The organism is Shewanella sp. 1CM18E, from assembly GCF_023161665.1.
Lineage (GTDB): Bacteria > Pseudomonadota > Gammaproteobacteria > Enterobacterales > Shewanellaceae > Shewanella.
Genome location: NZ_JALNTW010000027.1, coordinates 1 through 18,428 on the forward strand (window position 1 = coordinate 1; position 18,428 = coordinate 18,428).

Below are 18,428 nucleotides of genomic sequence, written 5' to 3' on the forward strand. Positions count from 1 at the left end.
CATCGCCTTAACTCCGAAATTCCATTAAACGTACTTCAGGCAAAGCCTAATTGATGATAACCACCTACTGAAGTAGGGGGTTTAGGGCTGAAAATAAAAAACCGAGCTCTAGGCTCGGTTTGCAAGCTGCTGAACTCAGCAGTTTATACCAAATGACTATTCACCTTTAAGGCGACGGTCTAATTGATCTTTAAGGTTTGCTGGAACGCCTTTGATAATAATGGTATCTGACACTGGATCATAAATAACACGCTCACCTAAGTGCTGGCCATCGAAGCTTAACGTCACCCCGCCACCTGTACCAGAGAACTTTTTAAGTTGGCGTAACGTTGGTTTGTCACCAGGAAACTCTTCAGCTAAATCATAAGAGCCACCTTGGGCGAAATCATAAAATGAATCCATACCTTGATCGGCAAGCTCGTCAGCCAAATCTTTAATTTGGATTGAAGCCCCTTCGTCACAGCGTTCAGTACAGTAATCAAATACTCGCTCACGTGCTTGTTGACGCTCATCTTTAGTCAGCTCGCTATTGCCAACAAAATCTTCAACCGCATTCATTAACGATTTGTTTTGCGCTTTTGTGTTAACACCTTCAACACAACCCATAAAATCTAGGAAAAAGTCTGCCACTTTACGGCCAGCGCGACCACGCACAAACGAGATATACTTTTTAGATTCAGGATCCGCTTGCCATTCAGTTAAGTCAATACGCGCCGCTAGCTGAACATTGTTCAAATCAAGATGAGTATTTTGCGATAGCTCCATATCATCAAGTACCGTCATCGATGATTTAGCATTAAGCAAAGATACGAACAAATAGTCACTAGTCATATAGGTGTAGCAAGACAAAAGTAAAAAGCCGCCAGTACTAAAATCGTACTTAGACAACTCTTCCTGCAACAACTTACCTGCAATGCCAGAAAACTCAACAAAACCAAGTTCACCGCTGCGATAAGTTTTTAACGCTTCTTCAAACTTAGTATTCGCTTCGCCATCGTCACCGTTGATCCCAAAATGACCAAATCCCTTACCCGCCTTAGTGGTATATGTTTGGTGCAACTCTTCTAGCATCGCCTCAACCGCTTGACTATTAAGCAAAGGCTGTGGACGCAATCGACAACTTAGTTGACCTTCACCATCTTGAATAATGGAGTGAATAATTGCTTGTTCGACGTTAATACTCATTGAGCCTCGATAAAATTTGGCAAGGAGCGCAACAATTTAATCCACGCTCTTTAAGGTTTACGATATTGGTTTCAGTGCAGACAATCATCACTAATTTGCCTGACTACAAGTGCTGGCTATCATAACCACAGAGCGCCAATAAATCCATATTTGTTGTTAAGCATCTGCCTTAACAAGGCCTTTTTTGGGTTAACAAATAATCGGCCTTAATCGAAGCTAAATAAGCAAGATTATCCAGATAATGACTGGTTTATTAGGTAAAGCCAACGGACAAAAACGCTGGTCGGCAATGTCTAACACTTAAAACAGCAAAAAGTACGATAAAAGTGCGGAGCTTCGATAAAAAATCCGTTATTATATGCCGTTAATCAAGATTTAAAGTGAACCTTTTTAATTATGGCTATTCAATCTAAATATTCTAATGCTCAAGTAGAGTCTATTATCGCTGAATTACTTGCTGTGCTAGATAAGCATCAGTCTCCAACAGACTTAAGCTTAATGGCGCTAGGTAACTGCGTAACTCACTTATTGCAAAACAAAGTGCCAGCTGAAGCACGTCAAGTCGTTACAGAGCAATTTGCTAAAGCCTTGTCACAATCAGTAAAATCTAACTAATATACAACGATATTTAGTTTAAATAAGTAAAGGGTAAACAAGCGTTTTACCCTTTTACTCGCCTCAACAATAAATGGATCAACATGGTCGAGCGACAAAAACAGATTGGACGTGATCGCGTTTCACGCTTAGTAAGCTGGGGACATTGGTTTGCCTTTATTAATGGTTTATTGGCCATTATTGTCGGTTACCGGTATCTCGACACCATAGGTTTACCTGAATCATTTATTGGCTGGGGCTATTTAGTTATCAGCACCATAGGTCACTTTAGCTTCTTAGCTTTTATGGTCTATTTAGTGCTTATCTTCCCAATTACACTCATTCTGCCTTATTCCAAAATACTTAGAGGTTACGCCGCAATCGTTGCCACCTTAAGTCTCTGTTTACTCTTATACGATACAGTGATTTATGACGACTATGGCCTACATTTAAGCCCCTTTGTATTTGATCTTGCTTGGGCTGATTTAAATGCGCTATTGCGGGGAACATCATACATAATCACGCCTATTGCGATTTTAGCGATAGAGCTAACTCTTGCTAATTTTCTTTGGAAACGCATAGAGAAAATTCGCAAGCGTAATATCGGTAATAAAGTCGTTGCAGTTGTCGGCGCTTGCTTTGTTGCAAGTCACTTAGTCCATATATGGGGTGATGCTGCGGATGTAACCGAGATCACTCATTTTGATGATGCGTATCCTTTATCCTACCCTGCAACGGCAAAAAGCTTAATGGAAAGCTATGGTATTGAAGGGATCCAAGATAAAAAGAATAAAACGCCGCCAAAGGTCAGCTTGGAATACCCATTAGCTGCAATGCAGTGCACCGCAGACAAGCAACCTAATATTCTGGTGATCGCTGTTGATAGCCTGCGCGCGGATTTAATCGATCCAGCAACAATGCCGTTCCTCGCTGCTTATGCAAAACAAAATATGAATTTTACTCAGCACTTAAGCGGCGGCAATCAATTTAACAGCGGTATGTTCAGCTTACTTTATGGCTTACAAGGCAGTTACTCAAATGCTGTAGACTTGCACTTTGAGAGCCCTGTAATCACTCAAGAATTAGTAAAACAAGGCTATCAGTTAGCTCTGTTTACCACTCAAGACACCTCGGCAATGCCGCAGGCTATTTATAATGACTTCAACCGCATCGATGCAGAACATGTCAATAGCTATGCCAAATCTGATCTGCAATCTGTAGATAGTTGGCAGCAGTGGACACAAACAACATCAAGGCCATGGTTTAGCCTATTAAACTTAAAATCGCCAGAAAGCTACGACACCCCTATTGGCTTTTTAGGGATTAAAACCGTACAGTCAGCAACTAAGTTAAAACCTGCAGAAAAAGTGTTGTTTAATCAATACCGTCAATCACTACACTTTATCGATCAGCAAATTGAAAAAGTGGTTGCAACTCTTTCTGAAGACACTTTAATTGTGATCACCGGTATTAATGGCAAAATATTTACCAGTAATTCCAACGAAGCCAGTGTCAATTTATCACCTGCCAGTGTGCATGTGCCGATGATTATTCATTGGCCAAATGAGGATAGCGGTAAACAAATCAATTACCGTACGACCCATAACGGTTTAGTTCCAGCAATAATGACTCAAACATTAGGCTGTACTAACCCAGCATCTGATTACAGTTCAGACCAAAGCTTAATGCAGCCAAGCGATAAGACTTGGGTATATGTTGGCGACCATCGTATTTTCGCTATTTATCAAGAATCAGAAATTACCGTCATTGATCGCCATGGTAAATATCGAATTTATGATGATGAGTACAGTAAACGTCTGAAAAAGAAATTAAGCGCGCCTGAGCTCGTTGAAGTTATGCGCGAAGGTCGTAGGCTCTATATTCATTAAGCCTAGGCTTTTAACTAGCGATGATATGACGTTAAAGATTATAAACTAGCCAGTTAAATCTATGGGTTCCAGTAAGGGCTTGCGCTATCAATAACGACTTGATAAAGTGCAGGCTCTTCAGAATTTCCCCTTAGTTTATAACTTGTTCTGTAGAGATCTCGGGATATGGCCTAGCCCGGTAAGGCGCTTGTCTGGGGGACAAGAGATCACAGGTTCAAATCCTGTTATCCCGACCAAATTCAATCAAAAAAGTCAGCGTATCGCTGGCTTTTTTGTTAATTGCAGTTTGGCAAAAATTTGTTAAAACTCATTTGCAACAAACAAAAAAGCACTGCCTAGGCAGTGCTTTCTTTGATTACAACGATATTACTCGTGGCAATCAGCACATTCTTTGATTGTTAGATCTGGAGTGTGAACTTCTTTATCTAGTTCATGAGCACTACCCATATCGTGACAATCATTACAAGTTGCAATGGTTGCTTCCATTTCAGTATGTTCTTCAACGTTAATTGTCTCATGACAATCAGTACAGTTTACTGCCATCGCAGATGCTGAAAACGCAAGTGCTGCAACCAAAGTTAGATATTTCATATGCATTCCTTAATAACGGAGTTATCGCTCTTAATGCTTGTTTTTAACATAAGCAATTAAGGCTTTTTTTGTTAAAGCTGTCAGAAAAATTAATCACTTAATGTTTCTGTTGCCCATGCCTACCATGATATGAATCAACCTTAATTGAAACTTAAATTTAAAACCCTAGTTGAATAAATGCTGAATGACACCACGATGACTTTGCAAGGTTGTGAGCAAGGTCTGACATATACTAAATTTACAATTTTATTTTTGAAAATATCTAAAAGCTGAAGACAATTTTACCATTATGAAATCAACAAATATAAATCAGCTAATTTTTATACAAATAGTCACTTTTACTCGGTTAACAGTTGCTATCAGCTTTTAAAGTTAATAAATTGTAATTAACCGTTTGGCTGTAATCCTTTACTTCTTAGCTGGTTAACATAGGCGATACTCTTGAATAGAATCGATAAACATAAGCTCTTATTTGCCACTATTTTGGGATTGATAGGGTTTACGGTAAACCTTTACCCCATCCACCTCTTTGCCAATGTTCAGTTGATCCTTGGTAACGTTGCTTACGTTATTTCCGCCATCTTACTTGGTCCTTGGTATGCACTCTACACCGCAATGATTGCGCTTAGTGGACTGATGATCGCTTGGGACAGTATGCATGTTTATTTCTTATTTGGAATAGAAGCGATTTTTCTTGGGCTCGCGAGAAGGCGCGATATCTATGCGCTATATGCCAATTTTGGCTTTTGGCTAATACTTGGTATGCCATTGTTTTATTTATACCTATCTCAGTTTACTGAGTTGCCCAACGGACACGTGGCCTTTATCAGTCTAAAACAAGGGATCAATGGTTTGGTATACACCAGCATTGGTTCATTGCTCATTATACTCACACCAACTTTTTGGCACTTTAAGGATAAAATCAAAGACATACAGCGGCGCACTTTTAATGCTCAACTTACTTATACTTTTGCGTTAATCATTACGGTAACTTTGCTTATTGCTGCACTAATGTTTAATAACCAATTTATTGAACGTCACCAAAGTTTGCTTTATAGCAACATAAAAAACTCTGCAGACAATCTAGCAGCTTCAACGCAATCCTATCTTGACGTCCATAGCCAAGCGATTACCAACGCTGCTCAATGGTTAAGTTTAAATGACCATAGCGCTAACGAAGAACAGATCTTGCTGTCGCAGTTACATGCCAATTATCCAGGCTTTATCACCATGCTACTGGCAGACAAGCAAGCAAATATTATAGGTGCTAGCCCGGCGTCACTTTTAAGACAACACAACACTCAAACACCGCTGAATATTGCTGAGCGAGACTATTTTATAGAGGCGTTCATCAATCAGCGTACCTTTACCTCGCCACTCTTTGTCGGTAAAGGTTTTGGTAACGACCCTATCGTTGCAATCAGTGCCCCACTCTATCACCCCAGCAATGTCCATGAACCCATTGGGATTGTTGAAGGCTCGTTAGACTTAAACCAATTTAAGCTTATTGATGAAATAGATAAACACAATAAGCATCAAACTATGCTGCTCATTGATAAGAATAATCGGATAATTTACGCCTCTGAAAGCTTAGGACTAGCGACATTGTCAGAGTTTAACTATTCACGCCCAAGTGATAAGTATATTAGTCCTTACCCTATGATAAATATTAGCCAGAATAACGAAATGGCACCTGAATATGTCTATGCTAGCGTGACGTTAGCTAATGGCTGGAAGCTATTTATTCTTAATCCATTTAGGCCGTTAGCCAAACTGGTCGAAAACATGTATTTAGCCACATTTGCGATTTTAATTTTATCGTTAATTATTGCCATATATTTATCCCGCGTGGTTAGTTCTCGCCTCACTTTGCCACTTGAGAACATTGCAAACAAATTCAGTACTCAGTCGAACAAAAGTGATATTGATTACGCGGTTGATAATGAATCACCAAAAGAGATCTTCTCACTATTCCAGCGCTTGCAGCAAAGTAAAAGTCAGCTTATCGGATACCAGCTAGAGCTTGAAGAGAAAGTTGCCATGCGAACCGTTGAACTAGAACATGCAAATAGCCAACTTAAAGCACTTGCAGAAAAAGACTCATTAACAGGATTATACAATCGTCGTTATGCCGAAAATAAGTTTGCGGAAGTACAAGAGCTTTGCCAACGCAGCGATGAAGTCATTGCCATTGCCTTGCTAGATCTCGATAAATTTAAGTTTATCAATGACACTTATGGTCACCACAGTGGCGATCTCACCTTAAAAGCAGTGGCCGAACAGTTACTTTATGACTTTAAACGCAATTCAGATATCGTTGTGCGATATGGCGGTGAAGAGTTTTTGCTGATTATGCCGCTATGTAATGCGCTGAAAATAGAAGAGCACCTTGATAACTTTAGGCAGAGACTGGCGAAAATAGTTATTGAAAATAAAGAAGATAGTCATCAATTTAATGTGACCACCAGCATAGGTGCCGTTTTAGGTAATGGCACTTACAGCACTTCGCTAGAAGACTGGGTCAAACAAGCCGACATCAATTTATATCAAGCTAAACACTCTGGACGTAACAAATTAGTGTTTACCACACTGTCAGAATAAGCAAATGACTATTGAGGCGTAACAATGGCGTCCATTTTATCCAGCATATAAGGGTAAAATGGATTCCATTTTTGGCGCATCATTTCACTTGCCGGTACAGTTATCACGCCGCGCTCACCTTTAGATGCACCTATACCAATTTGAATATGTGGTTTAGTCTTATCACCAATTGGACCATAGAGTGGATCGGATTTAGGAAAAGGCAGTGCAACATGGGAAAGCGAATAAACTTGCTTAGGCCAACGTAAATTAAGTGGCTGTTGCTGATTATTATTCAATGTTCTCGCCTGCACCTCGCGACTATCATCTGCCATGTTTTCAACTAGTGTAAAGGTAAAATCAAATTCTCCTTGATCCATAAGTCCTAAATAAGGAGCTAACGGATCATTCAGTATTAAACTCATATTCACCTTAGTACGATTGATATCAAACAAAACAAGTTCATGATCTGCCGCAGGCAGCTTAAGATATAACTCTTTAATCACAGCAGCGGTATCAACGGTATCATCAGTTAAAGACTGAAAAGTTAAAATAGGTGCTAAACCAGCCAATTCCTGCTTACCTAAACGCTTAATTAAGCCCAAGTTATGCAAAGATAATTGATAAACAACATCCCCCGCATTAACCGCAAAAGAGCCATATTTAAAAGGATCATATTCAGACTGAATACTGTTCCAGCTCAATTTATCTAGCCCTAACGCATGGCCTAGCATGGCTTGCCACTTAGCACCTGCCGCAACAGGGGTTAAGCCAATCGCTGGCGATAGCAATACCATCGCCGAATAGGCGGCCTTTTTATTATCGACGAGGCGCTCAAGCTCATGATTTAACGCAAGTGCAGCTCCGGTTGAATAACCAACAACATAAAGCGGTTTATCGCCCAATTTTTGCTGTAAATCCTTTGTCGCTAATGACACCGCTGCGGCCATATCTTGCCAATGCACACCTGTTAATGCCGACGGTATCGTGCCATGCCCCGGTAGCCGTAGAGCTAAAACATGAGCTTGCCCCTTAAAGTGTTGCGCAAAATGCGACATTGCATAAGGAGAATCAGACATTCCATGCAATAACAATACGCCAAAATCAGCATCAGCTTTGGGCCACTCAAAGCTGCGATTCCAATCTTGTTGCCAATGTGCGGGATCTGAATAACTGCCTTTCACATAACGGTTGAGAATATCGAATGACTCTGGCTCAAGTAGCTTTTGGTAAACTTTATTATCGAGTTCTGCAAATAATTTATCTTCAAGCTTAAGGTATTCGTCAAAGCTGTTAAGTTCAGACGTTGCTTGGTACTCTGCAGTTAAATCACTTGTGTGCCAAATCGATAGATCTGGACGGGCATTTAAAAACCATACAGCCATAGCGATCAAGGCGATACTGGTGCCTATAAGTGAATAAAATAGCGCGAAGGCAAGGTGTTTTGTCGAACCGATAATAATAGCTTTCATTGGTGTTGCTATTCATCCTTAATAAGCACAGAGCTATAGACTAACCTACATGGTGTAAATTCACACAAAAATAAATCAGCTCTTTGGTTAACTCATTTGCAGCTATTACTTTAATTCCAGTTTTAATTCTTTCACTTAATCACGGATAGATACAATGAGCGAGACTCAAATCATTATCGGTAATCAAAATGCAACTCGTTGTTTTTATTTACCCACAGCGCCAAAGTTAGCGCAATGTTGGCTACCGGATAATGTAGATGCCATTCCAGCCCTAATAACGGCAAATGGTAACCACTGGCGAAAAATACTCACCATAATGGCAAAGCTATCTGTCAAGGATAACAACTGGAAACACTATCGTGATACTCAGTTACTCAAGCAAGACGAGTGTATTGTTATCCAAGCAACCGAATTAACGCCAAACGCTCAACAACACTTTATTTGTGGCCAGCAAAGTGCTCAAAGCTTAACCTTTGACACAAGCGACTTCACAACCCTTTGTGGTTCAGAGGATTATGTAAGCGTTAATAATAAACTCAGCATCTATCTGTGCCCTTATCTAGATTATCGTCAATTTCCAAACAAGCATATTGATAACCTACGCCTTAAAATGGGGTTATTACCTATAGATTAATCTAAGCTGTTTAGGTTATTGATTGGTATAAGATCAAAAAAGGCGCATTTGCGCCTTTTGGTTTAATTCCTCGTCATAAAAATACGACTATCAATCGTAAATAGTCGGTATGGCTTCACGCTTATGTTGGGTTGCTCGGTAAATGCTAGTGAGTTTATCATTCACAAAGTCACTCACCTCTTTACCTTCAAGAAAATCATCAATTTGATCGTAAGTTAAGCCTAAGGCTACTTCGTCTTCTAGTTGAGGTTTACCCTCTTCTAAATCGGCTGTAGGCGCTTTAACCACTAAACGTTCTGGCGCGCCTAAATATGCCGCCAACTGACGCACTTGACGCTTATTCAAACCAAATAATGGCGCTAAATCACATGCGCCATCCCCCCATTTAGTATAAAAACCGGTTATATTTTCTGCACTGTGGTCTGTTCCAACAACTAAACCTGCAACTAAACCGGCTATCTCATACTGAGCTACCATCCGCATTCTTGCTTTGACATTACCTTTTACAAAATCAACTTTATCAAGTTCAGGTAATTCAATACCTGCAGCTTCAATTGCGCTCAGTGTTTCACTATGCACCCCATCAACGCCCTGCTTCACATTTACAGTGACTTGTTTTGATGGTTGTATGAACTGACACGCCATCTGCGCTTCATCTTCATCCTTTTGCACATCATATGGTAAACGTACAGCAATAAACTGATAATGAATTGAATCAACTTCAATCCCAGCATTAAGCTCATCTACAGCTAATTGACATAAACGCCCCGCTAGCGACGAGTCAACTCCACCGCTGATCCCCAAAACTAAAGAACGAGTATTTGATTGCTTAAGCTTAGACTTGATAAACGCGACTCGTCTTTGAATTTCAAAGGCTGGGTCAATTGCCTTAAGCACTTTCATTTCTCTTAAGATCTGTCCTTTCACGATTTGCTCTCCGGTGGCCATAGACATAAATCGGACTCTATTATGGGTCAAATCTTACCAATATTCACGAGCTGATTAATGCTATTCATGTTAATTTACGATTTATGCATAAAAAGCGGCATTAATCCGCCGTAGCGATATCGTCACCAATTCAAAACAAGGTCTCAATGGATTTTCAATTACTTATATCACTCGCTGTCGTTCATCTGATTGCGCTAGCAAGCCCTGGCCCAGACTTTGCTTTAGTCGTACGTTTAGCCACACAAGAATCCCGTGCAGCTGCGGTGGCTTCAGCGATGGGGATCGCGGTGGCAATTTTAGGACATACATTATTGAGTTTAACCGGGGTTAACTTGTTAATTAAAAGCTCAGAGGTGTTATTTACCCTAGTACAATTAACCGGCGCGAGTTATTTGGCTTGGATGGGCCTAGGCGCAGTAAAAGCTGCGTGGCAACACTGGCAAGATAAATTCACTTTAGAGCTGTGCACCAAAGGCAAAGGCTTAACTGTGTATCAAGGCTTTATGCAAGGCCTCTATACCAACATTTTAAATCCAAAAGCCTTAGTGTTTTTCATTACTCTTTTTTCAACGTTAATCACGCCGCAGATCAGCTTAGCAACAAAAAGCGCTGCAGCTACGTTACTCTTTGGCTTATCTTTTATCTGGTTTAGCTTTATTGCAATTGTACTTTCTAAGCCCAATATTCAACTAAAAATGAAACAAGCTAGCCCACTCATAAACTTAATGACTGGACTTGTATTTATCCTCGTCGCCTTAATGATTATTAGTGGTTTACTGACAAGCCTATAGCTTCAGCTCAAAACCAGCATATCCGTTCGCGGCCGTGTTACACTTTAAAAAGATCAAAACTGAGTTAAGTAATCTCTTATGCAACAGCCACCTCTTCGGCAAGCGAAATCTATAGACAATGTATTTAATAGTGCCTATTGGCACCTAAGTCAGCAAGACTTCACCATTGATGAGATCCGCAGCAAACTGCAACGTAAAACGACCAATCAACAATGGATTGAAACAGTACTTGCAAGGCTCATTGAAGGTGGATATTTAAAAAGCGATTATGAGTTTGCAGTGCGTTTTTGCGAGCTAAGCTTTAGTCATGAACTCGGCGCGGGAGCAATAAAACGTAAACTCCAACAACGTGGGCTCACAAGTACAGACATAGAAAATGCGCTTGAGAAAGTCATCGAGGAGCAAAATATTGATAGTTTTCAAATGGCGAGCACTAGATTACTCAGCAAGTACGATGATTTTACCAATACCAATACAGACAAAATCTACAGCCAAATGACCAATAAAGGTTTTAACCGCGCAGAGATCAACCACGCGATTGATCAACACCCAGCAAAAGACACTTTACTCAGCAAATTGGCAGTTAAAGCAGAAAAAGCCGATCTCGCTACAGAGATTATTAAGTTATTTAAAAAAGGCAAAGGTGAGACGCTGATCTTACAAGAGCTCAAACAGCGCCTTATTGACGTAACTGATTTTGAAAATATTATTTATCAATTAAGTCTTTCAGAGCAAGTAGACTTCTACGCGAGCTGCAAGGCTGAATTAGCCAAAAAACGTTACGACTTATCTGACTATAAAGAAAAATCCAAAGCCTATGCTTATTTAAGCCGCAAAGGATTTAGCAGCGATGAGATAAAAGAAGCCATGGCAATTGATGATGAGTGAATGATTGCAGCTAGGCGAATACAAAGGCTCACTTCACTTTCTATGCCCTCATTTCACCATCACAATACAAACTTAAAATCAGCAAAATACCCCCTATTAGTTGCGCATTTTTAGGCAATTCTTTGTTCTCCACCCGCCACGATTCAATAAACAAAACACAACAACAAATATGAGTTATGTGAACCCACCTATAGAATACCCCTTATGCTTAAAGTAAGCTTTAGTCTGTATTTAAATATGTTTGTTGGGTTGTGAGGTAAAGCTAATGTGGTGGCGAGTTGTTATTATTTTTTTAGCCTATGTTCTTATTGGCGCACACTTTTTACGTTTTGGTCAAACTGAAGCTTGTATCGCGTTTGCACTAAGCCCGTTACTTCTTTTTATTAGAGCTGCCTGGGCGACCCGACTCTTACAATTAGGACTTGTAGTGTCAGCGGTACTCGTTTGGGGGCTAAGTAGTTTTGAGTATATTCAAATGCGTATCGCGGCCGATGCCCCTTGGTATCGCCTAAGTGCAATTATGGCAGCAGTTACCGCCTTTACATTACTCGCAGCTTGGTGCGGGAATGGCATTATTGAAAAACGCAGTAAGCGTAAAATATTCAGCTAACATCCTCATCATATTTCGCTCAGCATAAGCTTTGACGCTGGGCGAATACTGTTATGCCCCACTTTCTTGTAAAGCAAGCAGTATCTTTTTCTCAGCCGCTAGATAGTATTAACTACACAATAGTTGCTTCTGCTTCTTACCGTAAAGTAGTTTTCGACTAGCAAAGTCCACAGCAACATTCACAATGGCAGTAACTAACATCAGTATTATTGCGCCGTTATAGCGGATCTCTGCAAAATTACTATCAATATAGAAACCAAGCGTTGCAATACCTAACATGCCCAAAATAGCGGTTTCTCGTAAGATCACTTCAAATCGATAAAATAGTAGCGCCATCATATTAGGATAAATAGCAGGGAGCACTTCATAAGCGTAACTATCTAATCGCCCATTAAAGTGCCCTGATAGTGGCAAATTATCGGCCTGACGTGTTGTTAAATATGCAATCAATGCTCCATTGTGAAGCCCAAGAGCTAACATCGCAGGTAACATAGATGGCCCAAGCAACAACATAAAGATAAAGGCAAAAATATACTCAGGTACTGAGCGCAACACTAACATCATAAAGCGGCTACAATTGCCAAAAATGACGCCTGCAAATGTACGGTTACACATAGTACTGCCCACCAGCGCAATAATATGGCTGATCCCAAGAGCCGCAGCAGCCAGTAACAAAGTCGCCATTGTTCCAGGCAATGCCTGTTCACTAAGTAAATCTATAATCCAGTCTGCAAACTCATGCAATAAGTCAACTGTTGAACCGTTTACAAACTCTCCCTGATTAACTGCTAATTGGAACATCGGCGGTAAAATATCTTGGCTTATAAAGCGCCAAATTAACCCGCTATCAACTGTGGGGAATGTTGGCAAAGCCCAGATAGCGATAACAAAATAAAGCGGTAACAACTTAAGCCGACACCAATATGGAATAGTTCCTATCAGCGCAATAAACAGAATAAGCAGCGCGCCACCTTGATGGTAATGCCCTTGCCTGAACGCAGTTTCAAGATAAAAGCCCAAAGTCGGCATACCGACAAAACCAAGAACTGCACTGCTTTTAAGCCCACATTCAAATCGATAACGAATATAAGCCGTAATAGGCACCAATACATGCGCAACGCGGCCATAGATATACCGACTGATCCTGTCAGTATTAAACGCAAAAGTCTGCGATGTTGTTGCCGGCGCCTGTTGCAAAATGTCACTAAACACTCGCGCAAATGTCGCCCCATAGGGCAAAGCAATTGCGAGGATCCCAGTTAACGGCGACAAGCCAAAAATTTGTAAAAACAGTAAGGCCCAAAAGATCTCGTGAATGGCGCGAGTAAATGCACATAGTGCGGCGATAAGCGGCTTATGATAAATCAGTGATAATGGCGCTCCAATACAAAGGGCTAGGCTGACTCCAAGCAACGCAAAACTAACCGTTTGCCATAGTGCATTAAGCAAATATTCAGTGGCAAAAAAATCTGGTAAGGCAAAGCCTTTCGCGATCAGTAATAACTCATGCCAAGGATCTAAAGTAATAATTTCAGTATCTGCGAAGTAACCGCATATTGCCGCAATCAGAAATAAACATAACGTCACCCTTTGCCAATATCCAAAAAATGTTAATGAACTTGCGGTAGGTAATTTACTCACAGGCAAATCAGCGACTCACTGAGTTTGCAAAAGGAGCTGGAGTCGTATCCTTTTTGTCTTGCGAGACTTGCTGGTAAAGATCTTGAAAAATGTTGCTATTGATATCTTTGCAATAAGCGTCAAACACTTTATTGCCATCATGCAAACCTATCACTCTATCAAAATATTCCAACGCCATATTGCTGTCATGCAACACCATAATAACCGTTTTGTGTTGCTGCAAAACATGACCTAACAAACGCCTTCCCATCGCGGGATCCAGCGCTGAAAACGGCTCATCACCAATAAATACGTCTTGATATTGATAAAGAGAACGAGCTAATGCTACCCGTTGGCGTTGACCGCCCGATAAGTGGATAACAGTTTGATTAATTGTACAATCAAGTTCTAAGTCATTGGTAATTAGCGTAATTGCATGACGATTTTTTTGCAGCGGATAAGCCAAGTTTACTAAATTATAAAGCCAATTGTGGCGCTGAAGCCCGCCCATAAAAATATTATGAAACACACTTAGATTTTCAACTAAGCCCTGCCTTTGGGAGCAAAGCGCAGCTTGAGGACGCATTAACTCATATATGTGATGGATGAGCGTTGATTTACCGCTACCAGAGCGTCCTACCACAGCGATTTTTTCACCTTCTTTAATCGCTAAACGATCAAGGTTCAACGCGATTTTTCCATCAAATTCAACGATCAGATTTTCAATAGCCAGCATTGCTTAATCAATTAAGCCGATTGCTTTGGCCACATCTTCAATTGGCTCGTAATCACGATTGTCTGCAGGAACAAAAGATTCGCGAGGAAAGCTGTTAAGTAAATCCGTATCAGTCATACCTATGAGTGCAGCTGTCACTTTGTCAGCAAATTCGGCGCCAAAAGCACTATCCACGTCACCTCTAATCGTCCATTGGTAATCAGGGTATGCAGGGCTTTGCCAAATAACATCGACTTTTTCTAAGTCCACCTTGCCATTAGCAACTGCAGTTTCCCAGACTTTATAGTTAACAGCACCGACTTGGTAAACTCCGGCTTGCACCTGAGCTATCGTGCGACTGTGATCCCCTGAGTAACCGATCCGTTTAAACACATCTTTAGTATTTTTACCTAAATTACGCTCAATAAAGAATTGCGGCATCAATCTGCCAGAAGTTGAGTTTTTAGCACCAAATGTAAAGGTATAGCCATTGATATTGGGGAAACTTTCATCCGGAACAATTTCAGTTGAAGCGTGAGCGATAAAATAGCTCTTAAAAAACTGATCTTCATAGCCTTGTGCTATCGCTTCAGACCCCGGAACCAAGCGTCTTGCTTGCACTCCCGACAATCCACCAAACCATGCAAGTTGTACTTGGTTGTTACGAAAAGCCGTTACTGCTGCGGAATAAGACTTTACCGGAATATACTTAACTTTTACCCCAAGTTCTTGCTCAAGATACTCCGCAACCTTTTCAAAACGGGTTCTCAACTGACTCTCGTCTTCATCAGGAATGGCTGTAAATGTAAACGTCTGTGCCATCGCAGCAGGTGTGCACACCAGTGCCAGTAACAGGGCTAATCGCTTGGTAAGCGACATATTGTCGTCCTTAAATGATAAAATTTTACGTTACCTTAACGAAAAAGCAGCAACAAACCCAGTATTAACCACATAAAATAACGTTAGAATTATTATCAATCTCGTTTTATAGACAAAACTCTCATTTTCGCTGAAAAATGCCGCATATAAAAATGCGTATAGTACAAGTTCAGCAGTGGTTAAGTTTATAAAGCGTAAACTCTTGATTCATCACATACATAGTTGCAGTCGCCGTAATTCTGCGTAAACTGAACTGTATTGAATTCAAGGATATTTTGATTATGCGAATACTGGTTGTTGAAGATGATCCGATTTTATCTCACCATTTAAAAGTGCAATTAAGTGAGTTAGGGAATCAAGTTCAAGTAGCATTAACCGCTAAAGAGGGATTTTATCAAGCCACTAATTATCCTATTGACGTGGCGATTGTTGATTTAGGTCTGCCAGACCAAGACGGCATAAGTCTGATCCAAAGCCTGCGTGACAGTGGCCTGAAAGCACCGGTACTTATCTTAACTGCAAGGGTTAACTGGCAAGATAAAGTCGAAGGCCTGAATGCCGGTGCCGACGACTATTTAGTTAAACCGTTTCAAAAAGAAGAATTGGTTGCTCGCCTGGATGCCTTAGTGCGTCGCAGTGCAGGATTTGTAAAACCACAGATCACCAGTGGCCCGTTAGAAATTGACCTTGCCGCTAAACAAGTGACCCTTAATAACGAGCCAATGGAAGTCACTGCATTTGAATATTTAATTCTTGAATATTTAATGCGCCACTGCCATGAAGTTGTCGCTAAACAACGTTTGCTTGATGTGATCTACGGCGATAAAGAAGGTGATCCAAATACCATTGAAGTCATGGTTAGTCGCTTACGTAAAAAACTCACCAAAGACGGGCTTGAAAACCCTATCGCAACTATCCGCGGCCAAGGATATAAATTCAACTTACCATGCAGCTAAAGTTTAAACCCAAGAAACGTCTGCTTACGCGGATGTTTCTCACTTCATTATCCATTATCGCTTTGGTGGGTTTTGGTCTGGCTTGGATGGTCAACATTCTGCATGCGCAAAATAGCTACAATGAAGAAACCGCGCAGCTCATTGCTGAAATCCCTAAAGTTGCAGCGGAATTAAGAGAACATGACTTAATACCAGATAATAGTGATGAGTGGCTTGAAGATAATAGTGCCAAGCAACGTTACATAATCGCAAGCTGTGACAGCACTTTTAACCAAGTTTGGACTTCATCGTTAGCTGTCGACCGTGGTCTTTTTGATACCTGTGAACGTTTTAACGAAATTAGAAATAGCTCGCCGCCCTACTATCTATCACTTGCCGATTCTAAAGGCTACTTTGTCTATTTGCTCTCTCTTGAAATCGCTAACAGTAAGTACAACTTACTGGTTTTAAAAGATGCCGAAAAACTTGAAGAGGAATATAGCAAATTCAGCCGTTTAACTTATATTCGTTTAGCCTTTGTCTTAGCCCTTGCACTGGTTTTATTGATTAGTGCTGCTTATTGGGGAATGCGGCCATTGGTGCGACTACGTAATGAGTTGCAATCGGTCAACAGCGGTAAATCTAAATCTTTATCAGACGGCTATCCGGTTGAGCTTGAAGGCGTTACTCAAGCCCTAAACCAATTACTAGTACAATCAAGCGCACAGCAGCAGCGTTATCAAAATGCAATGAATGACCTTGCCCATAGTTTGAAAACTCGCTTAGCTGCAGTACATGCGATAACCGATGATCGCTCATTAGATAAAGAAGCCTGCAGCGAAAAGATCATGGAACAAGTTAGCCAAATGGATCAATTGGTAAAATATCAATTAAAACGTGCCATGCTTGGCCGCAAAGGCTTAAAACAAGAGCAAACACTAATCGCTCCGTTAGTTGACCAGTTGGCGCAAATGCTGTTTAAGGTATACCGCGACAAACAAGTTAAATTTGAAGCAGTCATTGCAACTGAACATGTATTTCCCGGTGATAAAGGCGATCTCATGGAGCTCTGTGGTAACTTGATGGAAAATGCATTTAAGTTATGCATTACCACTGTAAGGGTTTCGTCTTATTACAATGACGCTGGTGAATTTGAACTGCTTGTTGAAGATGATGGCCCAGGCGTTGAGGAAAGTATTCGTCAGAATATCATTCAGCGAGGCGTTCGGGCCGATACCCAAAAAGCGGGTCAAGGGATCGGCTTAGCAGTATGTAATGAAATCGTAATTAGTTATGGCGGCCGCTTAAGTATTGAAACTTCAGAACTTGAAGGTGCATGTTTTAGGATTTCAATTCCTATTTAGTTGTCCCATACAGTTGCTCTGCACGATTGAACATGATCCAAGACGTTGCGATGTACTTATCGTGACTCTTGGGAATGTTGCCACGATGCGAATGCGTAAAGCCCGCCGGGGCAATAACCATAGTGCCCTTTTTAGGTTTAATACATTTATTTTGATAATAAAACTCGGTTTCACCGCCCTCATCAACATCGTTTAAATAATACATATATAGAACAACTCGATGCAGTGCTTCGTTATGGCCACTTTGCGGAAACTGCTCTGAATGCCAATGAGGGTAACCACCTAAACCTTGCGGGTACTTTTGAATATTAATGGTGCCGCTGCGATATAAATACTTTACTAAAGCACCCGCTCTATCTTTACCAAACTTTGAGTAATTGTCGGGTGTTAAAGTGAGCGACTCACCATGCTCTCCAGCAACATTGACCGCTACTGCGCCCATTAACGCTAATGAATATTTATCAAAATACTCAGTTGCTTTGGCCAAGGTATAACCCAGTAAGCGATTTTTCACCGAAGTCAGGTCCCCGTGCGCATCTAGCATGAGGTCTAAACTCACTTTCTTAGTTTCATCGACCCCGCCACCAGTTCGCCCGGCTTGAACACCATTATGATTATCAAACTGACGTATTAACTCATCACAAAAGTCGTCAGGAAGTGCATTTGGGTATACTTCTATAAAATCCATTTTTTGCGCTCTTAGCTTGAAGCCAGCTATATAATTTACAGTTAA

At 40.8% G+C, this 18,428-nt stretch carries 17 protein-coding genes and 1 tRNA gene; 10 read left to right on the forward strand and 8 right to left on the reverse strand.

Annotated elements, in window-relative coordinates; genetic code table 11:
- Nucleotides 1-156 precede the first annotated feature (156 nt).
- Nucleotides 157-1,185 (reverse strand): nucleoid-associated protein YejK, encoded by a 1,029-nt coding sequence (yejK, locus tag MSG37_RS20820; protein ID WP_248472661.1) that lies wholly within the window; start codon nucleotides 1,183-1,185, stop codon nucleotides 157-159.
- Nucleotides 1,186-1,581: 396 nt separating this feature from the next.
- Here yejK and MSG37_RS20825 point away from each other — a divergent pair, with 396 nt between their 5' ends.
- The 3 genes from MSG37_RS20825 to MSG37_RS20835 all read left to right on the forward strand — a co-directional run bounded on the left by MSG37_RS20825 (nucleotide 1,582) and on the right by MSG37_RS20835 (nucleotide 3,904).
- Nucleotides 1,582-1,800, forward strand: a complete 219-nt coding sequence (locus tag MSG37_RS20825) for a YejL family protein (protein ID WP_248472663.1) — start codon at nucleotides 1,582-1,584, stop codon at nucleotides 1,798-1,800.
- 83 nt (nucleotides 1,801-1,883) lie between these two features.
- Complete coding sequence (locus MSG37_RS20830; protein WP_248472664.1) at nucleotides 1,884-3,668, forward strand: DUF3413 domain-containing protein; 1,785 nt, start codon at nucleotides 1,884-1,886, stop codon at nucleotides 3,666-3,668.
- Nucleotides 3,669-3,827: 159 nt separating this feature from the next.
- A tRNA-Pro gene (locus MSG37_RS20835) sits at nucleotides 3,828-3,904 on the forward strand.
- Nucleotides 3,905-4,034: 130 nt separating this feature from the next.
- On the opposite strand, the gene MSG37_RS20840 is transcribed toward MSG37_RS20835, so the two are convergent.
- A complete protein-coding gene (locus MSG37_RS20840) occupies nucleotides 4,035-4,259 on the reverse strand; it encodes a cytochrome c3 family protein (RefSeq protein ID WP_248472666.1) in 225 nt (74 codons plus the stop codon).
- Nucleotides 4,260-4,700: 441 nt separating this feature from the next.
- Between MSG37_RS20840 and MSG37_RS20845 the strand changes: the two genes are divergently transcribed.
- Nucleotides 4,701-6,860 carry a diguanylate cyclase gene (locus MSG37_RS20845; protein WP_248472668.1) on the forward strand — a complete coding sequence of 720 codons (2,160 nt, stop codon included), beginning with the start codon at nucleotides 4,701-4,703 and terminating at the stop codon, nucleotides 6,858-6,860.
- Nucleotides 6,861-6,868: 8 nt separating this feature from the next.
- Here MSG37_RS20845 and MSG37_RS20850 read toward each other — a convergent pair whose 3' ends face one another.
- The gene (locus MSG37_RS20850; protein WP_248472670.1) at nucleotides 6,869-8,311 is read right to left on the reverse strand and encodes an alpha/beta hydrolase; all 1,443 of its coding nucleotides are present in this window, start codon (nucleotides 8,309-8,311) and stop codon (nucleotides 6,869-6,871) included.
- A gap of 154 nt (nucleotides 8,312-8,465) precedes the next feature.
- Here MSG37_RS20850 and MSG37_RS20855 point away from each other — a divergent pair, with 154 nt between their 5' ends.
- The gene (locus MSG37_RS20855) at nucleotides 8,466-8,945 is read left to right on the forward strand and encodes a hypothetical protein (protein ID WP_248472672.1); all 480 of its coding nucleotides are present in this window, start codon (nucleotides 8,466-8,468) and stop codon (nucleotides 8,943-8,945) included.
- Nucleotides 8,946-9,035: 90 nt separating this feature from the next.
- Here MSG37_RS20855 and nadE read toward each other — a convergent pair whose 3' ends face one another.
- On the reverse strand, nucleotides 9,036-9,872 hold the full coding sequence (nadE, locus tag MSG37_RS20860; protein WP_248472705.1) for an ammonia-dependent NAD(+) synthetase: 837 nt from the start codon (nucleotides 9,870-9,872) through the stop codon (nucleotides 9,036-9,038).
- Between the two features lie 167 nt (nucleotides 9,873-10,039).
- Between nadE and MSG37_RS20865 the strand changes: the two genes are divergently transcribed.
- The 3 genes from MSG37_RS20865 (at nucleotide 10,040) to MSG37_RS20875 (ending at nucleotide 12,182) form a co-directional block, all read left to right on the forward strand.
- On the forward strand, nucleotides 10,040-10,684 hold the full coding sequence (locus MSG37_RS20865; RefSeq protein WP_248472674.1) for a LysE family transporter: 645 nt from the start codon (nucleotides 10,040-10,042) through the stop codon (nucleotides 10,682-10,684).
- A 78-nt stretch (nucleotides 10,685-10,762) separates the two neighbouring features.
- Nucleotides 10,763-11,572: a RecX family transcriptional regulator gene (locus MSG37_RS20870; protein WP_248472676.1), complete on the forward strand. Its 810-nt coding sequence runs from the start codon at nucleotides 10,763-10,765 to the stop codon at nucleotides 11,570-11,572.
- 265 nt (nucleotides 11,573-11,837) lie between these two features.
- Complete coding sequence (locus MSG37_RS20875) at nucleotides 11,838-12,182, forward strand: hypothetical protein (RefSeq protein ID WP_248472677.1); 345 nt, start codon at nucleotides 11,838-11,840, stop codon at nucleotides 12,180-12,182.
- 108 nt (nucleotides 12,183-12,290) lie between these two features.
- On the opposite strand, the gene MSG37_RS20880 is transcribed toward MSG37_RS20875, so the two are convergent.
- Genes MSG37_RS20880 through MSG37_RS20890 form a run of 3 tightly spaced genes read right to left on the reverse strand, consistent with a single transcriptional unit; the run spans nucleotide 12,291 to nucleotide 15,396 of the window.
- Nucleotides 12,291-13,823 (reverse strand): ABC transporter permease, encoded by a 1,533-nt coding sequence (locus tag MSG37_RS20880; RefSeq protein ID WP_248472679.1) that lies wholly within the window; start codon nucleotides 13,821-13,823, stop codon nucleotides 12,291-12,293.
- A gap of 7 nt (nucleotides 13,824-13,830) precedes the next feature.
- Nucleotides 13,831-14,538, reverse strand: coding sequence for an ATP-binding cassette domain-containing protein (locus MSG37_RS20885; RefSeq protein ID WP_248472681.1), 708 nt, complete (start codon nucleotides 14,536-14,538; stop codon nucleotides 13,831-13,833).
- A gap of 3 nt (nucleotides 14,539-14,541) precedes the next feature.
- Nucleotides 14,542-15,396: a putative selenate ABC transporter substrate-binding protein gene (locus MSG37_RS20890; RefSeq protein ID WP_248472683.1), complete on the reverse strand. Its 855-nt coding sequence runs from the start codon at nucleotides 15,394-15,396 to the stop codon at nucleotides 14,542-14,544.
- A gap of 281 nt (nucleotides 15,397-15,677) precedes the next feature.
- On the opposite strand from MSG37_RS20890, the gene MSG37_RS20895 reads away from it, so the two are divergent.
- A complete protein-coding gene (locus MSG37_RS20895; RefSeq protein WP_248472684.1) occupies nucleotides 15,678-16,352 on the forward strand; it encodes a response regulator in 675 nt (224 codons plus the stop codon).
- A complete protein-coding gene (locus MSG37_RS20900; protein WP_248472686.1) occupies nucleotides 16,343-17,695 on the forward strand; it encodes a sensor histidine kinase in 1,353 nt (450 codons plus the stop codon). The genes MSG37_RS20895 and MSG37_RS20900 overlap by 10 nt, the downstream gene beginning before the upstream one ends.
- Here the strand turns inward: MSG37_RS20900 and MSG37_RS20905 are convergent.
- The gene (locus tag MSG37_RS20905; protein ID WP_248472688.1) at nucleotides 17,688-18,383 is read right to left on the reverse strand and encodes a 2OG-Fe(II) oxygenase; all 696 of its coding nucleotides are present in this window, start codon (nucleotides 18,381-18,383) and stop codon (nucleotides 17,688-17,690) included. The genes MSG37_RS20900 and MSG37_RS20905 overlap by 8 nt on opposite strands.
- Nucleotides 18,384-18,428 lie beyond the last annotated feature (45 nt).

Bases quoted from the DNA above. Each gene is read 5' to 3' on its own strand.
- yejK (WP_248472661.1), bottom strand. From the start codon at position 1,185: ATGAGTATTAACGTCGAACAAGCAATTATTCACTCCATTATTCAAGAT.
- MSG37_RS20825 (WP_248472663.1), top strand. From the start codon at position 1,582: ATGGCTATTCAATCTAAATATTCTAATGCTCAAGTAGAGTCTATTATC.
- MSG37_RS20830 (WP_248472664.1), top strand. From the start codon at position 1,884: ATGGTCGAGCGACAAAAACAGATTGGACGTGATCGCGTTTCACGCTTA.
- MSG37_RS20840 (WP_248472666.1), bottom strand. From the start codon at position 4,259: ATGAAATATCTAACTTTGGTTGCAGCACTTGCGTTTTCAGCATCTGCG.
- MSG37_RS20850 (WP_248472670.1), bottom strand. From the start codon at position 8,311: ATGAAAGCTATTATTATCGGTTCGACAAAACACCTTGCCTTCGCGCTA.
- MSG37_RS20855 (WP_248472672.1), top strand. From the start codon at position 8,466: ATGAGCGAGACTCAAATCATTATCGGTAATCAAAATGCAACTCGTTGT.
- MSG37_RS20865 (WP_248472674.1), top strand. From the start codon at position 10,040: ATGGATTTTCAATTACTTATATCACTCGCTGTCGTTCATCTGATTGCG.
- MSG37_RS20870 (WP_248472676.1), top strand. From the start codon at position 10,763: ATGCAACAGCCACCTCTTCGGCAAGCGAAATCTATAGACAATGTATTT.
- MSG37_RS20875 (WP_248472677.1), top strand. From the start codon at position 11,838: ATGTGGTGGCGAGTTGTTATTATTTTTTTAGCCTATGTTCTTATTGGC.
- MSG37_RS20885 (WP_248472681.1), bottom strand. From the start codon at position 14,538: ATGCTGGCTATTGAAAATCTGATCGTTGAATTTGATGGAAAAATCGCG.
- MSG37_RS20890 (WP_248472683.1), bottom strand. From the start codon at position 15,396: ATGTCGCTTACCAAGCGATTAGCCCTGTTACTGGCACTGGTGTGCACA.
- MSG37_RS20895 (WP_248472684.1), top strand. From the start codon at position 15,678: ATGCGAATACTGGTTGTTGAAGATGATCCGATTTTATCTCACCATTTA.
- MSG37_RS20900 (WP_248472686.1), top strand. From the start codon at position 16,343: ATGCAGCTAAAGTTTAAACCCAAGAAACGTCTGCTTACGCGGATGTTT.
- MSG37_RS20905 (WP_248472688.1), bottom strand. From the start codon at position 18,383: ATGGATTTTATAGAAGTATACCCAAATGCACTTCCTGACGACTTTTGT.